The organism is Oricola thermophila (assembly GCF_013358405.1).
GTDB lineage: Bacteria > Pseudomonadota > Alphaproteobacteria > Rhizobiales > Rhizobiaceae > Oricola > Oricola thermophila.
On record NZ_CP054836.1, the window covers coordinates 3,186,983 to 3,203,910 of the forward strand.

The following is a 16,928-nucleotide window of genomic DNA, read 5'->3' on the forward strand; positions in this document are numbered from 1 at the left end:
TTTGTACGCTTGACGTAAATGTAATTTAGTTTACGGATTCGTCAAGAGACGGGAGAATTGACGATGAGCGGGAAATACGCGGCCAGCCGGCGCGCCGCGATCAAGGAAGCGGCCTTCGAGGTGCTGGCGGAAAAGGGCTACAAGGCCGCCTCGGTGCTGGAAATCGCAAAACGGGCCGGCTCCTCCAACGAGACGCTCTACAAGTGGTTCGGGAACAAGCAGGGGCTGTTCCGGACTCTGGTCGAGGACAATGCCGGCCAGGCGCGCGCATTGCTGGAATCGACGCTGGCGGAAGGCGGCGACGCGCTGGAGGCACTGGCGCGGCTGGGGCCGATCCTGCTGACCATCGTCACCGGAGAAAAGGCCGTGGCGCTGAACCGGGCCGCGGCCGGCGACGTGTTCGAGACGGCTACGCTCGGCCCGACGATCGCGCAGAACGGACGCGACTCGATCCTGCCACTTCTCACCGCGATCTTCGAAAAGGCCGACCGCGACGGTTCGCTGGCCGTGGCAGACCCCGAGGACGCCGCCGAGACCTTCATCAACCTGCTGATCGGAGACCTGCAGATCCGAAGGGTCATCGGCGTCGTCGAGATGCCGACAAGCGCGGAGATGGCGGCCCGCACCGACCGCGCCCTGTCGAAGATCCTGCGCATCTACCGCACGGGCTGAGGCGCCGGAGGAACGGTGCGCTTGCATGGCCACACAAACACGCCGAAACACGGCACCCGCAAAAACGGGCCCGCAGCGAGTATCGTCAGAACCGCCCTCGCAGCCCGGCGCGCAGGTCCAGCGTCACGACGCTGTCGGTACCCGCCCCGACCTCGAAACCGGCATTGAACGTCCGCCCGCCCGGCATCACATGCGCCGCATCCACGCCGACAAAGCCGCGCGCGACATCCTCATCCGTGCCGGACGCGAAGGATATGCCGGTGCCGAGAAGGTCGGCATCGACATCGTCTCCCCGGTGGAAGATGCCGTCCACGCCCGCCCGGAGGGAAACCCGCTGCATGTCGCCCGCGTCGCCCGGCCGCTCAAGCGCGGTCTCCACCTGCGCGCGCAGGTCGAAGACATGGTGAACGCGGCTGTCCACCGTCAGCGCCGCGGCCGAACCCGTCTCCGTATAGCCGTCCAGGTAGATGCCGGCATAGCGCGCGCGCAGGCTCGGCGTGAACGTCGCCCCCGCAACCTCGTAATTCCTGCCGACCGTCAGCGACGGGCTGGCAAAGACGCCCGCATAGCTGGCCGTGGCCGTCTCGATGCCGCCGGGCGCGAGGTTGTTCAGCACCCGCCGGTCGCTGTCGTTGAAGGTCACGCCGCCGGTCAGCGACAGGTCGGCGAAGAACGCCCCCGCATCGTGGCGGGCATAGGCGCCGCCGAAGATGCCGGCCATGTCCACCACCGTCGCGTCGTTGTCCTCGGCGAAGCGCCCCGCCAGGCCGCCCGCGAACAGGCCCGCCCTGGTCGAGGCCGACACCTCCCGGTCGAAGCCGACGACCGCACCGCCATGCAGCTGGCCGTAGCCGGCCTCGTTGCCGCTGGCGGACCGGCTACTCACGCCGCCGAAGACATCGCCCCACCAGCCCGCGGCGGACGCCCCTTCGCCGCCACCGGCGACGGGGAAGTAGGACGTCACGAAGGACGGGGCCGAGGAGGAGACGGGGCCGCGCATGCGCCGGTCGAGCGAATTGGCGAGGGCACCGGTCGCCCCGGCGATCATGGACGGGGCGGCACCGAAGCCGACCGGGTCGACGACCGCCACCACACCGCCGCTCACCACGAGGGGCCGCCCGCCCGCATCGACGGTCGCGGGCATGCCCGTCACCGTGAGTGCGGTGTTCAGGCCGGGGCCGATGTTGAGCGTCGCGGTGCCCGGTTGACCGAACTCGATCCCGCCCCGGATCACCGAACCGGCGAGCAGGTTCACCGTCGCATTGCTGCCCCGCAGTTCAAGGGCGTTGTCCTGCTCGCTGGCAATCGTGCCGCTGTTGGTGACCGTGGCACCGTCGGCGGTGCTGAGAACACCGGCTGCACCAGCGCCTGTCACGACGATCGTGCCGGTATTGCCGATCGTCGCATCTGCCGCCTCGGACAAAATGCCATACGCCAGATCGCCGGACGTTTCGATCGCGCCGGAATTGAGAACCACCGCATTTGCACCATGAGACCAAATGCCGTCCGCGTTATCACCCGACGTCGAGATCGTGCCGGAATTGGAGACCGTTGCGTTGGCGCCCGACGAATCGATGCCCTCCGCGCTATCACCCGACGTTTCGATCACGCCGGAATTGTCGATCGCCGCATTGGCGCCATCAGACCAGATGCCTTCCGCCGAAAGGCCCGAAGTCCTGATCGTACCGAAATTGCCGATCACCGCATCGTCGCCGTCAGACCATATGCCGTCCCCATATATTCCCGACGTTTCGATCATGCCGGAATTGGAGATCGCCACATCCTCACCGGTAGACCTGATGCCGTGCGCAGCAATGCCCGACGTACCGATCGTGCCGGAATTGGAGATCGCCGCGTCAGCGCGTAAAGACCATATACCGTACGCATCCTCGCCCGACGTTTCGATCGTGCCGGAATTGGAGATCTTCGCACTTTCACCAATCCAAGTGTGGATGCCATATGCAAAATATCCCGACGTTCGGATCGTACCAAAATTGGAAATCACTGCATGATCGTCCCAGGCGGATATTCCGCGCCCACCATCGCCCGAGGTTTCAATCGTGCCGGTATTGCCGATCACCGCATTAGAGCCACGAGAATAGATGCCTTCTGCAAAATCTCCCGACGTTCGGATCGCACCGGAATTGTCGATCACCGCATCTGCGCCATCAGAATATATACCGTCCGCTCCAATGCCCGAGGTCTCGATCCTTCCGTGGTTGGAAAGAGACTGGCCGTCATCCTGCATCCAGACAGCGTCCTCGGAATTTCCCGCCGTCGATATCGTGCCGCCGGCCTCGACGGTGCCGACATCGCCCGGGTCGGACAGCGTTTGCGTCGTCGTCTCCGTCTGCCCGTCGACAATGGTGAAATCGGCGGCCACGGCCGCCCCCGGGAGCATCAGCGCGCAAAGGGCCGATGCAGGCCACAACTTCAAATTAAGGTTCATTCGCCCCATCCGGATACTGTTTGATCGAACGCCTGATGCCCGCAGTCAGAATGACGCGTCCCTGTAATGGATTTCAACCCAAAATTGAACCCCCGCGACATGCAACCGCAAAGCGCAGCCAGGTCCGACACCCGCAGGAGCCTGCCTCCCTATTCCAAAACGGAATTCGTCGTGTATTACGGACCGCATTCCGGTGGAGGCGATCCTCGCGACTGCGCGCTTGCATGAGCACGCGGGAGCGCTAGAAAGGACCCCGGTCCGGCAATGCCCGTCGGACGATGCGCAAGTCCCGGGTCCACCACCGGGAAACCAGGCGAAAGAGCGACCATGTATCTCTGCTGCGGCGACTCCCTGTTCGACATGTTCACCGGCCCGTCGGCCGATCCCCATGGCGTCACCATCGACGGCCGCGTCGGCGGCTCGCCGCTCAACGTGGCGCTCGGGCTGGCGCGCATGGGCAACCACTCGCGCTTCTTCACCCGGATCTCCCGCGACATGTTCGGCCGGCGCATCGCCGCTTTCATGAGCGACAACGGCATCGATGCCTCGCTGTGCGTTCCGACCAGCGAGAACACGACGCTCGCCATGATCGGGCTCAAGGCCGACAATTCGGCCGACTACGCGTTCTACACGCAGGGAACGGCGGACTGTTCCATGGTGGAGGCTGACCTGCCGGCGAAGCTGGACGAAACGGTCCGCGTCATCCATTTCGGCTCGTACTCGACGGCGATCGAACCGACCGCATCGACGCTCTCCGCGCTCGCGGCACGCGAGGGCCGGGACCGCTTCGTCTCCTACGACCCCAACCTTCGCACGATGATCGAGCCGGACATGGACATCTGGCGGGCGACCGTGAAAGCGTTCACCGGCGCGGCTTCCTTCGTCAAGGCAAGCGACGAGGACGTGGGGCAGCTCGGCACCACGCCGGAGACATTCGCTGCCGATGCGACCGACGCCGGCGCCGATGTCGTATGCGTCACGCTCGGCAATGACGGGGCGCTGGCCTTCTCGGCCGACGGGCGAGAAACGCAAGTGCCGGGAATCAGGGTCGACGTCGCCGACACGGTGGGCGCCGGCGACACATTCCAGGCGGCCTGCCTCCACTGGCTGGGCGCAAACGGCCTTGCCGAGCGGGGCAAGGCGCGCGCGGCCGATCTCGACGCCATGGCGAACTTCGCCGTGAAGGCGGCGGCCGTGACCTGTACGCGGCGCGGCGCCGACCTGCCGACACTCGCCGACATCGAGTCTTTCGGACGCTGACAAAGCGTTGATTGAACGTAAACCGGTGGTCGCATAGATACGGGTGACCCCGAAGCGTTCAGTGATTCTCCATGCTGCTGTTTCATCATCCGATTTCCGCCCCTTCCCGCTTCATCCGCCTCATGCTCGCGGAATACCGGGAGGACGCGGAGTTGCGGGAGGAGCAGCCATGGCAAAGACGACCGGAATTCCTGCAGCTCAACCCCGCCGGCACGCTGCCGGTGCTGATCGGGGAAGCGGGCGTCGCGATCGTCGGCGCTTTCGCGATTTCGGAATACCTGGACGAAACCCGCGGCCCGATGATGCGCGACAGCCGGCTGATGCCGGATTCGCCGCTGGGACGCGCGGAAGTGCGCCGCCTGGTCGACTGGTTCCTGGTCAAGACCGAGGCGGACGTGACACGCGCCCTGGCGCGCGAGCGGGTCTACAAGCTGCAGATGTCGCCGGCACAGGGCGGCGGCGCACCGGACTCGACGGTTCTGCGGACGGCCCGCGCGAACATACGCCAGCACATGCGCTATCTCGGCTGGCTCGCCAAGAGCCGCGACTGGCTCGCCGGCGAAAGGCTTTCGCTGGCCGATCTCGCTGCCGGCGCGGCGGTCAGCGTGCTGGACTACCTGGGCGAGATCGACTGGACGGCGGAACCGGCGGCGCGGGACTGGTATCACCGCATCAAGTCGCGCCCCTCCTTCCGCGACCTCCTTGCCGACCGCGTGCGGCGGCTGCCGCCGGCCTCCCACTACGCCGACCTGGATTTCTGAGGGGGGCGGCGCTTGCCCCGAACGGCCCCGGACGGGCATGATCGCGCGATGAACCCGGAAAAGGCCAAGACATTCCTGACCGAGGATCTCGGAAAGGAGGGATTCGCCGACGTGCGGATCGCCCGTGCCGACTCGATCCCGCAGGCGGCCGGCAGGCTGCGGACATTCCTCGCCGCCGGGCGCCACGGCACGATGGGCTGGATGGCGGAAACCGAGGAGCGCCGGGGCAATCCGCAAAAGCTCTGGCCGGAGGCGAGAACGGTCGTGCTGGCGGCAATGGAGTACGGCCCGGAAGACGGCAACGAACCGCTCGCCGCGCTCGAGCGACGCGACCGGGGGACCATCTCCGTCTATGCGCGCAACCGGGACTATCACGACGTGGTCAAGGGCAAGCTGAAACAGGCGGCCGGGCGCTTCGCCGCGAAGACCGGGGAGCAGGTCAAGGTGTTCGTGGACACCGCGCCCGTGATGGAAAAGCCGCTCGGCGCGGCCGCGGGCCTCGGCTGGCAGGGCAAGCATACCAACCTGGTGAGCCGGCGGCTCGGCTCCTGGTTCTTCATCGGCGCGATCTTCACGACCGCGGACCTGCCGCCGGACGAGGCGGAAACAGATCATTGCGGCTCCTGCCGGGCCTGTCTCGACATCTGCCCGACGGATGCCTTTCCGGCGCCCTACCAGCTCGATGCCCGGCGCTGCATCTCCTACCTCACCATCGAGCATGCGGGACCGATTCCGGAGGAGTTCCGGCCGGCGATGGGCAATCGCATCTACGGTTGCGACGACTGCCTGGCGGCGTGCCCGTGGAACAAGTTCGCAGGCGCGGCCCGCGAGGCCAAGCTGAAGGCGCGCGACGACCTGAAAAGCCCCGCGATATGCGACCTGCTGATGCTGGACGATGCCAAGTTCAGGGCCATGTTCTCGGGCTCCCCGATCAAGCGGATCGGGCGAAACCGGTTCATCCGCAACGTGCTGATCGCGGCTGGCAACAGTGGCAAGGCCGAGCTGGCGGGCGATGTCGCGCCGCATCTCGAAGATCCCGACCCGGTGGTGCGCGAGACGGCGCACTGGGCGCTCGATCGGTTGAAATCCGCGGTTCAGATTAAGGATTTGAACAGTAAAGCTGCGCTAACCGAAGGCGAAAATTCAGCAACTCAGAACCGGCGCAAGAAGTCACCATGAGGGCATTCATATTCGGAGCGGGCTTTTCCGGTCTGGCCCATGGCAAGCGGCTCGCGGAACAAGGCATCCCGGTCGCGGGAACAACCCGAACACCTGACCGGATGGAGAAAATGCGCGAGGAGGGCATCACGCCCTTCCTGTTCGACGGCGCGACCGCTTCTGCCGATGTTCTGGACGAGGTCCACGAAACCACGCACCTGGTGATCTCCATCCCGCCGGGGCCGGCCGGCGACCCCGTGCTCAAGGCATTGCGCGACGGAGTCGCAGCGATGCCGAAGCTGCAATGGATCGGCTATCTCTCGACCGTCGGCGTCTATGGCGACCATGACGGGGAATGGGTGACGGAGGAAACCACTTGCCGGCCGCTTTCACAGCGCTCGGTACAGCGACTGGCGGCCGAAACCTCGTGGCACATCTTCGCCCGCACGATCGAAGTCCCGCTCGCCGTCCTGCGGCTCTCGGGCATCTACGGCCCGGGCCGAAACGCCTTCGTCAATCTCGAGGCCGGCACGGCGAAGCGGCTGGTCAAGCCGGGACAGGTGTTCAACCGTGTCCATGTCGACGATATCGCGGCAGCGATCGACTTTCTCGGAAACCGGTGCCTGGCCGGCATCTACAACGTCACCGACGACGAGCCGGCCCCGCCGCAGGACGTTGTCGAACATGCGGCCTCGTTAATGAAAGTTGATCCGCCGCCGGAACAGGATTTCGAAACCGCCACAATTTCGCCAATGGCCCGCTCCTTCTACGGGGAAAACAAGCGCGTCTCGAACGCGAAGATCAAGGAAGCGGGCTTCACCTTCTCCTATCCGGACTACAGGCAGGCGCTGGACCGGATGTGGGCGGAGAACAGCTGGCGATAGCGCGGTCGGGCGAAGAACCCGCCCGAACCGGGGACAGTACATTGAAAACGGCATTCACGGGCACGGCTTTCCTGGCCGCAGCGGCGGCGGCGCTCTGCGCCTGCTCGACACTTCCGGCCAGGGCGCAGTGCGGCAAGGCATCATGGTACGCTCTGCACTCGCAAACGGCGTCCGGGGAAATGATGGACCCTTCGGAGATGACCGCAGCCCACCGCAAACTGCCATTCGGCACCAGGGTCAGGGTCACGAACGAGCGCAACGGCAAGTCCGTGATCGTGCGGATCAACGATCGCGGTCCTTTCGTCCGGGGGCGCATCATCGACCTGTCTAAGGCGGCGGCCAGCCGGATCGGCATGGTGCGTTCGGGCCACGCACCGGTATGCATCGCCGAAACCGGCAAGTAGCCGGTCGCACAACAAAAAAGCCCGCCGGCCAGGCGGGCTCAGCATTTCATCGGACGGCAATCAGGATTCTACGCTTTTCCGGCTCTCGTGCACGGCCTCCAGCGCGCGTCCGAGATAGGTATCGCGTCCGTAGATATCGGGGAAATATTCCACCTCTCCCGAATCGGTCGGAAAGGCCGTGTAATAGGACACGAAGACCGGAATCTTCACCGGCACGCTTTCATGTTCCTCGCCACCGCCGGCGGCGATACGAGAATTGACGTATTCGACGCTCTTGCCGAGCACGGCGGCCGCCATCTCGCGCGGCTTCTGCAGCCGCACGCAACCATGGCTGAGCGCACGGTGGTCGCGATCGAACAGGTGTCGCGAGGGCGTGTCGTGCATGTAGATCGCATGCCTGTTCGGGAACAATATCTTGACATCGCCCAACGCGTTGGACGGGCCCGGCTTCTGACGCACGTTGAAGGGCACCTTGCCGTTGAACTGCCACCAGTCGATGCTGGCCGAGGAAAGCCGTTCGCCCGAGGTCGTGGTGACGACATAGCCGGCACGGTCGAGATAGGCCGGATCGTTATGCAGCTTGGGCAGCATCTCGTTGACGATGATCGACTGCGGCACGCCCCAGTAGGGCTTGAAGACCACCGTCTCGATCTCGTCGTAGAAGAACGAGGTCTGGTTCGACTTCTTGCCGACAATGGCGCGCGTCACCAGCTTGTCCCGGTAATCCTCGACATAGGTGGCGCGATAGGCGGGCTGGTTGATCAGCACATGGCGGGCACCGAATTCCTCGGGATGCCAGCGCAGGCGCTCGAGCGCCAACTCGATGCGCCGGATCTTGGAGGCATGGCCGATGTCGGTGAGGCGGGACACGGTTTTCCGGCCTACAATGCCATCGGCGACAAGGCCGTTGTCGCGCTGGAAATCCTTCACCAGCGCCACGATCTCCTCGTCATACCGGTCATCGCCCAGATACTCGGCGAAGGTGGCCGCGTGCTTCTCGTAGGTTTCCGGCGTGACGCGCTTGCGCAGCGCCTTCATGAGAAGCGGCAGGTCCGGTTCGGCCTGACCGGGCTTCACCAGCATGCCCTCCGGCAGGACGATCTCGTCCACCTTCATGGAGCGCAGCTTCTTCAGCTCCGCCCTCAGTGCCGCATATTCCTGCTGCTTCGGCTCCAGCGTCCGCAGCCAGGCGACCGGATCGTCGGCCTTCGCCAGCTCTGCGATGGCTTCTTCCGGCGAAAGGCGGTCCTTGGGGAAGTCATGGTAGCCGGACAGCTTGTTGGGATTGACCACGCCGTCCTTCATGTCCGCCGCATAGCGCAGGACGCGGGCGGACAGCATGACGTCGAAGGCCAGCAACTCCGCAGTGCGGCCGGCAGGATCGTCCATCGACCAGCCGTCGGAGGGAAGATCGACAGCGTATTCGGTTTCATCGAGGCCGTGCTCGCCGGCCTTTTCCAGAAGCTCGACGACCGCCTTTGCCTCCGCGGTGACGGAATTGCCGCGCGACCAGATGAAAGCCGGTTTGGCCGCGTAATGCGCCCTGAGCGCCGCAGCGATGTCCTTCTCCAGCCTGACGGGCGTTTCGGGCGCGAGACGAAGGGCCTCAGCAAAACGCCTGGCCTCGAAGTCGAGGCTCGGCTCCAGTCCCGCGTTCTCCGCCGGTGCCGGCAGCAGCGAAGCGATATCGGCCGTCACGACAGGGGCAGCCTTGTAGTTGTAGTAACGCGGGCTCGAGACCGGGACGATCTTCTTCGGCGCCTGCTGCACCTCGGCAGGAACCTCGCGGACACGCCGGTTGCGATTCTCGCGGCGTGCGCGGCCGAACAGAAGTTCGTGCAACTGGACCTGCGCCTCGGAGGATACGCTCATGGCCGGCACCACCGGCATCGCGAGCGCTGCGGCAAGGACAAGGTTGACGAGACGTCTGGACTTCACTGCTGGCTCCGGTTGATTCGATGATTTGTCTTGCTGCCCCTCGGGAACCATAACCAACCGAACATCGTTTAGAAAGGGTAAGCGCGGACGTGCCGGCGATCACGATTTCGTTGGTCACGACGGGAAACCGGCGCGCTTTGGCGTGGACGCATCGCCAGCCCCGCGCTATGGCTCTGACCATGACAAAAGACGATCACCTGTTCCTTGTCGACGGATCGGCCTATATTTTCCGGGCCTTTCACGCGCTTCCGCCGCTGACGCGCAAATCGGACGGCTTGCCGGTCGGCGCCGTGGCCGGGTTCTGCAACATGCTGTGGAAACTGCTGCAGGACGCGCGCGACACCGACGTCGGCGTCACGCCCACCCATTTCGCGGTGATCTTCGACTATTCGTCGAAGACCTTCCGCAAGGAACTCTATCCCGAATACAAGGCAAACCGGTCCGAGCCGCCGGAAGACCTGGTTCCGCAGTTCGGCCTGATCCGCGAGGCGACAAGGGCCTTCAACCTGCCCTGCATCGAGGTCGACGGCTACGAGGCAGACGACATAATCGCAACCTATGCGCGAATGGCAACGGAAGCCGGCGCGCAAACCACGATCATCTCGTCGGACAAGGACCTGATGCAACTCGTCGACGACCACGTGTCGATGTACGACCCGATGAAGGACCGCCAGATCGGGATTGCCGAAGTCGTCAAGAAATTCGGCGTCAAACCGGAGAAGATGATCGACCTGCAGGCGCTTACCGGCGATTCGACCGACAACATTCCCGGCGTGCCCGGCATCGGTCCGAAGACGGCGGCGCAACTGCTGGATGAATATGGAGATCTCGACACGCTTCTCGAGCGGGCCTCCGAGATCAAGCAGAACAAGCGCCGCGAGAACCTGATCGAATTCGCCGACCAGGCGCGGCTGTCGCGCGAACTGGTGACACTGAAGACGGACACACCGCTCGACATCGACCTCGACGGGCTGCGGCTGGAGCCCCAGGACGGTCCGAAGCTGATCGCGTTCCTGAAGGCGATGGAATTCAACACGCTGACGCGGCGCGTGGCCGAGGCCACGGATACCGACGCAGGCGAGGTGGAACCGGCAACGGTCGAAGTGGAAGCAGACACGAAGGCGCACGGACCGGATCTCGACGCGGGGCCGGAATCCGGCGACGGCGCAGCAAAGGACGACGCACCGACGCCAGCAGCCCTGGCCGAGGAACGCGCAAGAGCCGCGGCCTCGGCCAAGTTCGATCACGACGCATATGTCTGCATCCGCGACGTCGAAACGCTGGACGCCTGGATCGCGAAGGCGCGCGAAGCCGGTGTCGTCGCATTCGACACCGAAACCGATTCCCTGGACGCGATGCAGGCGACACTTGCCGGCTTCTCGCTGTGCGCCGCGCCAGGCGAGGCGGCCTATGTGCCGTTGAACCACAAGGCCGGCGACGGCGACCTGCTCGGCGGCGGACTGGTGGACGGCCAAATCCCGGAAGCGGACGCACTGGAGCGGCTGAAGGACCTGCTTGAGGACCCCTCGATCCTCGTGGTCGGACAGAACCTGAAATACGACTGGCTGGTGATGAAGCGCCACGGCATCGAGATCGCCTCCCTGGACGACACGATGCTGCTTTCCTACGTGGTCGACGCCGGCACCGGCGGGCACGGCATGGACGCGCTATCGGAACGCTGGCTCGGCCACAAGCCGATTGCCTTCAAGGACATCGCCGGAACGGGCAAGAAGGCGCTGACCTTCGACATGATCGACCTGGAGACCGCGACACGCTACGCGGCAGAAGACGCGGACATCACCCTCAGGCTCTGGAAAGTGCTGAAGCCGCAAGTGCTGGCAAGGGGCCTGATGCATGTCTACGAAAGGCTGGAACGGCCGCTCGTCGCGGTGCTCGCACGCATGGAGGCCCGCGGCATCTCCGTCGACCGCCAAATCCTTAGCCGGCTATCGGGCGAATTTGCGCAGAAGGCGGCGGCGATCGAGGACGAAATACACGAACTGGCCGGAGAACGTTTCAATGTCGGCTCGCCGAAGCAGCTCGGCGAGATCCTGTTCGGCAAGCTCGGCCTGCCGGGCGGCACGAAGACGAAGACCGGCCAGTGGGCGACCAGGGCCTCGCTGCTGGAGGACCTCGCCGCGGAAGGCCACGAACTGCCGCGCCGCATCGTCGACTGGCGCCAGGTGACGAAGCTGAAATCCACCTATACCGACGCGCTGCCGGGCTACATCAACCCGGAGACGAAGCGGGTGCACACCTCCTACGCGCTCGCCGCGACCTCGACCGGCCGGCTGGCCTCCTCGGACCCGAACCTGCAGAACATCCCGATCCGCACCGCGGAGGGCCGGCGCATCCGCACCGCCTTCGTCGCCGACAAGGGCAACAAGCTGATCTCGGCCGACTACAGCCAGATCGAGTTGCGCGTGCTCGCTCATGTCGCCGACATCGCGCAGCTGAAGCAGGCCTTCGCCGACGGCATCGACATCCACGCAATGACGGCGTCGGAAATGTTCGGCGTGCCGGTCGAGGGGATGCCGGCCGAGGTGCGGCGGCGCGCCAAGGCGATCAATTTCGGCATCATCTACGGAATCTCGGCCTTCGGCCTTGCCAACCAGCTCGGCATCGAGCGGTCGGAGGCGGGCGAGTACATCAAGACCTATTTCGAGCGCTTCCCCGGCATCAGGGACTACATGGAGGCGACCAAGGCCTTCGCGCGCGAGAACGGCTATGTCGAGACGATCTTCGGGCGGCGGGCGCACTACCCCGAAATCAGGTCATCCAACCCGCAGGTGCGCGCCTTCAACGAACGGGCGGCGATCAACGCACCGATCCAGGGCTCGGCGGCCGACATCATCCGCCGCGCGATGATCCGCATGGACGACGCGCTGGCCGAGGCGAAACTGTCGGCGCAAATGCTCCTGCAGGTGCATGACGAGCTGATCTTCGAGGCACCCGAGAACGAAGTCGAGGAAACCATCGCGGTGGTGCGCGAGGTCATGGAGAACGCGGCGCTCCCGGCGATCCAGATGGCGGTGCCGCTGCATGTCGACGCCGCCGCCGCGGACAACTGGGACGAGGCGCACTAGGCGCCCGTCAGGCGGCGATCCGGCAGTCGAGACGGCCGGCCTTCCAGTCCGCGATGCAGTTCCGGACATGGTCGGCGACGGCGGCAACCGCGCAATCGTCGACATGGCGGGCCATCATGCGAATCTGGGTCGATTTCAGCTCGGGCAGGCCGTTGGCCTTGCCGAGCGCGACCAGCGGCTCCTCGATCAACAGGGCGGGGATCGGCGCGATGGCGAGATCCGCCTCGACGGCCGCGATCTGGACGGCATAGTTGCCGCTCATGTAGCCCACGCGATACGCGATGCCCCGACTCTCCAGCGCCTCCACCGCGTTCGCGCGCCAGATGCAGCCCTGTTCCCACATGGCCAGCGGCACAGGCGAGCGCAGATGCGCGGTGCCGTTGCGCACGCCGGCCCATACCAGCGGCTCCTCCAGCAGGACCTCCGCGTCGGCCTCCAGCGGGCGGTCGGGCGCGACGTTCAGCAGCGCAATGTCGAGCGTGCCCGCGCGATAGCGTTCGACCAGCCGCGAAGAACCGTCGAGCACCACGTCGACCGTGACATTGGGATGGGTGGCGGCAAACTTGCGCAGGATATGCGGAATCAGCCGTATGCCGTAATCGTCGGGCGCGCCGAACCGGACAGTGCCGGCCATGTCGGGCGTGACGAAACGCGCCATCATCTCGCGGTTCAGCGCGAGAATGCGCTTGGCATAGGTCAGCAGCACCTCGCCATCGGCGGTCAGGCTCACGGAACGCGAATCGCGCTCGAAGACGGACGTGCCGAGCATGTCTTCCATCTTCTTGACCTGCATGGACACGGCCGACGGCGTGCGGAAGACGCGCTGGGCAGCCCTGGAAAAACTCCCGGTCTCGACGATGGCGACGAATGTCTTCAGCAGGTCGGCATCGAGCAGAAGGGAATTCGCGGCAGGTTCGAGTGTCTTCGGCTCGTTCATGGCATCCCCGTATTCAGATTATTTGAATGATAACGTCAAATCTATTCGTTTGATTGAACCATGGCATTCGACCATTGTCCAGCCCGCAGCCGGACAGACCCCATCAACCCCGGCGGCACATGGAGACGACAATGACCATTACCGAATATCTCGACACGTCGACCGAGACGCACGCCCGATCGTTCTCCCCGATCAACCGCGTCATTGCCCGCACGGCCATGCGGTTCGTCCGGGCGATCAACGCCTGGCACGTCCGGCGCCGCGACCGCGCAGCCTTCATGAACCTGCTGGACAAGGAGGAATGGGTCTACGAGGACATGGGAATCGGGCGGGCGGACGTGGAATGGGCGGCGCGACTGCCGCTCCATGTCAATGCATCGCTCGAACTCGAGAAGCTGCGTGCCCGCAACGCAATGGGACGCTGATGACCCGGACCGACAGAAAACCGGCAGGGGCTAGCCATCCGTCGTCCACTCGACGCGGTAAAGCTCCGGCCGGCGGTCGTGCAGGTTGCGGACCGAGCCGTTGACACGGGCCGCGTCCAGGCGGCCCATGTCGAGATCGGCGAAGATCATCGTCTCGACATTCTCGGTCGCCTCGGCCGCAATGCCGTCGCGGGCGAATGGATGGTCGGAAGGCGTCAGGATGGCCGACTGCGCGTGGTTGATGTCCAGATTGGCGACATTTTCGACATTGCCGACGAGCCCTGCCGTGACGACATAGCACTGGTTCTCGACCGTGCGGGCATGGCAGCAATAGCGGACGCGGAAATGGCCGTGCCGCGTGTCGGTGCAATAGGGCACGAAGAACAGCTTCGCCCCGGCATCGGTCAGGTGACGGGCCAGTTCGGGAAACTCGCTGTCGTAACAGATCATCACGCCGACGGAACCGCAATCGGTCTCCACCGGCTCGGCGGAGTTGCCCCCGGAGATACCCCACAGCGACTTCTCGTCCGGCGTCGGATGCAGCTTGTGGCGGGCGTGAAGCGAACCGTCGCGCAAGGCGACATAGGCGACGTTGCGCGTCTCGCCGTCGCCCGTGCGCGTGGCATGGGATCCGCCGACAATGTTGACGGCATGCTTCCTCGCCAGCGCGGACAGCCGGTCCTCGAGCACGGGTGTCAGCTCGGTGAGGCGCGCGATGGCGTCGGAAGGCGCAAGCATCCGCGGCTCGCCCGACAGGATCTGAAGGGTGAAATGCTCCGGAAAGCAGACGAAATCGGAACCGTACTCGGACGCAACCCGCACAAAATGGGCGACGCGCGAGAAGAATTCCTCGGGCGACGCGGTATGCCTCGCGGCGAACTGGACGGAAGCGACACGGACCGTGTGCGATTGGGCGTTCATCGGACCTCCATGCGAAGGATCATGCTGACGGGCGGACTTCCATCGCACAGGGCGTCGCGAAAATCACGCCCCAATCAGGTGCCGGGACAGGCAACGCCCGTGCCCCGCAGGCCGCAATAGCCACCCGGGTTCTTCGCCAGATACTGCTGGTGATATTCCTCGGCATAGAAGAACTCCGGCGCCTCCCGGATCTCGGTCGTGATCAGCGCGCCCGAGCCGGCGTCGCGCAATGCCTGCTGGTAGGCTTCGCGGCTGGCCTCGGCGGCGGCGAGCTGTTCCGGCGTCGTCGCGTAGATGGCGGACCGGTAGGTGGTGCCGATGTCATTGCCCTGGCGCATGCCCTGGGTCGGATCGTGCTCTTCCCAGAAGGTCCGCAGCAGCTGGCGGAAGGAGAGCCTTTCGGGATCGAAGACGACGAGGACGACCTCGGCGTGGCCGGTCAGGCCAGTGGTTGTCTCCTGGTAGGTCGGGTTCGGCGTGTAGCCGCCGGCATAGCCCACAGCGGTGACATGAACGCCGTCCATTTGCCAGAACAGGCGCTCGGCGCCCCAGAAACAGCCCATGCCGAAATACACGGTCTCCATGCCTTCCGGCCATGGTCCCTTCAGCGGATTGCCGTTCACGAAATGATGCGTCGCCGTAGGCAACGGCTCGGCGCGGCCCGGCAGGGCGCGCTCGGGATCGGGCATTTTCGTCTTCTTGTCGAACATGCTGGCGAGAAACACGGGCACCTCCTTGTCGGGCCGGGCACTTTTCCTATGGACGCAACCGGCGCAATCCGCGCGGACGCGGCGGGCGACCGAGCAGCCAGAACAGGAATGCGAACGCCGCGAACACCGCAAATGTGGGCAGGGACAGGAGCGATGCAAGCACCACGTCGGTCACAAAACCGGGAGCGTTGCGCCCCAGCCATTCCCGCAATCCCTCCAGGCGCTCGGGCGCGATCAGCTCGAAGGTCTCGCCGAAGGGCGTCAGGACGGGCGCTGAGACGCCGATCGAGCGCGTCGCATCGATGACGGTGAACATCACCGCAAAGGCAAAGGCAAAGACGGCCAGCACTCTAGAGACGAATCGCATCTTCGGAAAATCCCGCGACAGCATGACGCGGCGTTGCCAAGGATGCAACGCGCATCCGGTGATTAGGGGACCACCGCGCCGATGACAATGCCGTAGCGAGGGGTTGCGACGCGGGCAGGGCGAAAATGCGCGAATTTGCGGTTGAACGCGCAGGCGTTCTGACTATATTGCCGCCACCGTGGCGGCGCATGCACGCCACGCCCGGAACGCGATCGTTCCGGACACGCCCTGCGACAACCGGCCGGGCGTCATGGAAACGGTGAGGTGGCCGAGTGGTTGAAGGCGCACGCCTGGAACGCGTGTAGGCGGGAAACCGTCTCCAGGGTTCGAATCCCTGTCTCACCGCCATTTGCCCTCTCGATGCACAATTCCCGGTCGGCCGCCGATGCTACCGCTATTTCGCGGCGGAAAAGCCGACACCCTTGGCCTGCACCCCGCCCGGACAGCTCCGGGCCAGGGAGCCTTTCACCGGGCCGACCTCGACGCTGTGCAACGCCAGGAACCCGTTCATGTAGGCACGCGCCTTCAACAGCCTGAGCGCCGCCTCGCGACTCGGCACGCCGAGCGGGCCATTGCGACAGATCGTGGCCGAGAGATTCGAGAAACGCCCGACGCGGGCGGGTGCCTCATCCACGACGCGCACCCTGCGGATCTCCCGCTCGGACGGCATCTTCTGCCTTTCCGTCGAATCGGTGCTGCAGGCACCCAGGCACGCAACCGCTAGAAGAAATCCCAAGACCGTCCGAACCCGTATCGGCAACATCCTCTCCCTCGCTTGCACAGTTCCGTGCCGCCGCGAATGTTCCACGGCGGCCTTCCGAAATCGACAGGGAATCGCCAGGGTACGACGATGGTTAACAGACGATTGCCGCGCACACTGGCAAAACGCACAGTCAATTGTGACAGCGCCCGGAAGCAACCCCCGCTTTCCGCCATGATAGTTAACAACATGCTCT

Annotated in this window: 15 protein-coding genes and 1 tRNA gene; 9 read left to right on the forward strand and 7 right to left on the reverse strand. The window is 64.9% G+C overall.

From position 1 onward, the window contains the following. The first annotated feature begins 63 nt into the window (after positions 1-63). Positions 64-672 (forward strand): TetR/AcrR family transcriptional regulator, encoded by a 609-nt coding sequence (locus HTY61_RS15320; RefSeq protein ID WP_175277618.1) that lies wholly within the window; start codon positions 64-66, stop codon positions 670-672. A gap of 85 nt (positions 673-757) precedes the next feature. Here the strand turns inward: HTY61_RS15320 and HTY61_RS15325 are convergent, their stop codons facing one another. Beyond that, entirely contained in the window at positions 758-3,121 is a 2,364-nt protein-coding gene (locus HTY61_RS15325) for an autotransporter family protein (protein WP_175277619.1), read from the reverse strand. Between the two features lie 327 nt (positions 3,122-3,448). Between HTY61_RS15325 and HTY61_RS15330 the strand changes: the two genes are divergently transcribed. The 5 genes from HTY61_RS15330 to HTY61_RS15350 all read left to right on the forward strand — a co-directional run bounded on the left by HTY61_RS15330 (position 3,449) and on the right by HTY61_RS15350 (position 7,588). Continuing rightward, positions 3,449-4,381 (forward strand): carbohydrate kinase family protein, encoded by a 933-nt coding sequence (locus HTY61_RS15330; RefSeq protein WP_175277620.1) that lies wholly within the window; start codon positions 3,449-3,451, stop codon positions 4,379-4,381. A gap of 71 nt (positions 4,382-4,452) precedes the next feature. Further along, entirely contained in the window at positions 4,453-5,142 is a 690-nt protein-coding gene (locus tag HTY61_RS15335) for a glutathione S-transferase family protein (protein ID WP_175277621.1), read from the forward strand. Between the two features lie 48 nt (positions 5,143-5,190). Further along, positions 5,191-6,321, forward strand: coding sequence for a tRNA epoxyqueuosine(34) reductase QueG (gene queG, locus HTY61_RS15340; RefSeq protein ID WP_175278581.1), 1,131 nt, complete (start codon positions 5,191-5,193; stop codon positions 6,319-6,321). Further along, on the forward strand, positions 6,318-7,184 hold the full coding sequence (locus HTY61_RS15345) for an SDR family NAD(P)-dependent oxidoreductase (protein WP_175277622.1): 867 nt from the start codon (positions 6,318-6,320) through the stop codon (positions 7,182-7,184). Before queG ends, HTY61_RS15345 begins: the two co-directional genes overlap by 4 nt. A 71-nt stretch (positions 7,185-7,255) precedes the next feature. After that, entirely contained in the window at positions 7,256-7,588 is a 333-nt protein-coding gene (locus HTY61_RS15350; RefSeq protein ID WP_246273060.1) for a septal ring lytic transglycosylase RlpA family protein, read from the forward strand. Positions 7,589-7,648: 60 nt separating this feature from the next. Here the strand turns inward: HTY61_RS15350 and HTY61_RS15355 are convergent, their stop codons facing one another. Then, positions 7,649-9,526, reverse strand: a complete 1,878-nt coding sequence (locus HTY61_RS15355) for a L,D-transpeptidase family protein (RefSeq protein ID WP_175277624.1) — start codon at positions 9,524-9,526, stop codon at positions 7,649-7,651. 179 nt (positions 9,527-9,705) lie between these two features. On the opposite strand from HTY61_RS15355, the gene polA reads away from it, so the two are divergent. Then, complete coding sequence (gene polA, locus HTY61_RS15360; RefSeq protein ID WP_175277625.1) at positions 9,706-12,612, forward strand: DNA polymerase I; 2,907 nt, start codon at positions 9,706-9,708, stop codon at positions 12,610-12,612. 7 nt (positions 12,613-12,619) lie between these two features. On the opposite strand, the gene HTY61_RS15365 is transcribed toward polA, so the two are convergent. Next, positions 12,620-13,549, reverse strand: a complete 930-nt coding sequence (locus tag HTY61_RS15365) for a LysR family transcriptional regulator (RefSeq protein WP_175277626.1) — start codon at positions 13,547-13,549, stop codon at positions 12,620-12,622. A 131-nt stretch (positions 13,550-13,680) separates the two neighbouring features. Between HTY61_RS15365 and HTY61_RS15370 the strand changes: the two genes are divergently transcribed. Beyond that, positions 13,681-13,974, forward strand: coding sequence for a hypothetical protein (locus tag HTY61_RS15370; protein ID WP_175277627.1), 294 nt, complete (start codon positions 13,681-13,683; stop codon positions 13,972-13,974). Between the two features lie 30 nt (positions 13,975-14,004). Here HTY61_RS15370 and HTY61_RS15375 read toward each other — a convergent pair whose 3' ends face one another. From HTY61_RS15375 to HTY61_RS15385, 3 genes are all read right to left on the reverse strand, one after another. Beyond that, complete coding sequence (locus HTY61_RS15375) at positions 14,005-14,895, reverse strand: carbon-nitrogen hydrolase family protein (protein WP_175277628.1); 891 nt, start codon at positions 14,893-14,895, stop codon at positions 14,005-14,007. A gap of 74 nt (positions 14,896-14,969) precedes the next feature. Further along, positions 14,970-15,605 (reverse strand): peptide-methionine (S)-S-oxide reductase MsrA, encoded by a 636-nt coding sequence (gene msrA, locus HTY61_RS15380; RefSeq protein WP_175278582.1) that lies wholly within the window; start codon positions 15,603-15,605, stop codon positions 14,970-14,972. 46 nt (positions 15,606-15,651) lie between these two features. Next, positions 15,652-15,972 (reverse strand): hypothetical protein, encoded by a 321-nt coding sequence (locus HTY61_RS15385; RefSeq protein WP_175277629.1) that lies wholly within the window; start codon positions 15,970-15,972, stop codon positions 15,652-15,654. A gap of 258 nt (positions 15,973-16,230) precedes the next feature. Here HTY61_RS15385 and HTY61_RS15390 point away from each other — a divergent pair. Next, a tRNA-Ser gene (locus HTY61_RS15390) sits at positions 16,231-16,320 on the forward strand. Positions 16,321-16,366: 46 nt separating this feature from the next. Here HTY61_RS15390 and HTY61_RS15395 read toward each other — a convergent pair. Beyond that, complete coding sequence (locus HTY61_RS15395) at positions 16,367-16,642, reverse strand: hypothetical protein (RefSeq protein WP_175277630.1); 276 nt, start codon at positions 16,640-16,642, stop codon at positions 16,367-16,369. Positions 16,643-16,928: the final 286 nt, after the last annotated feature.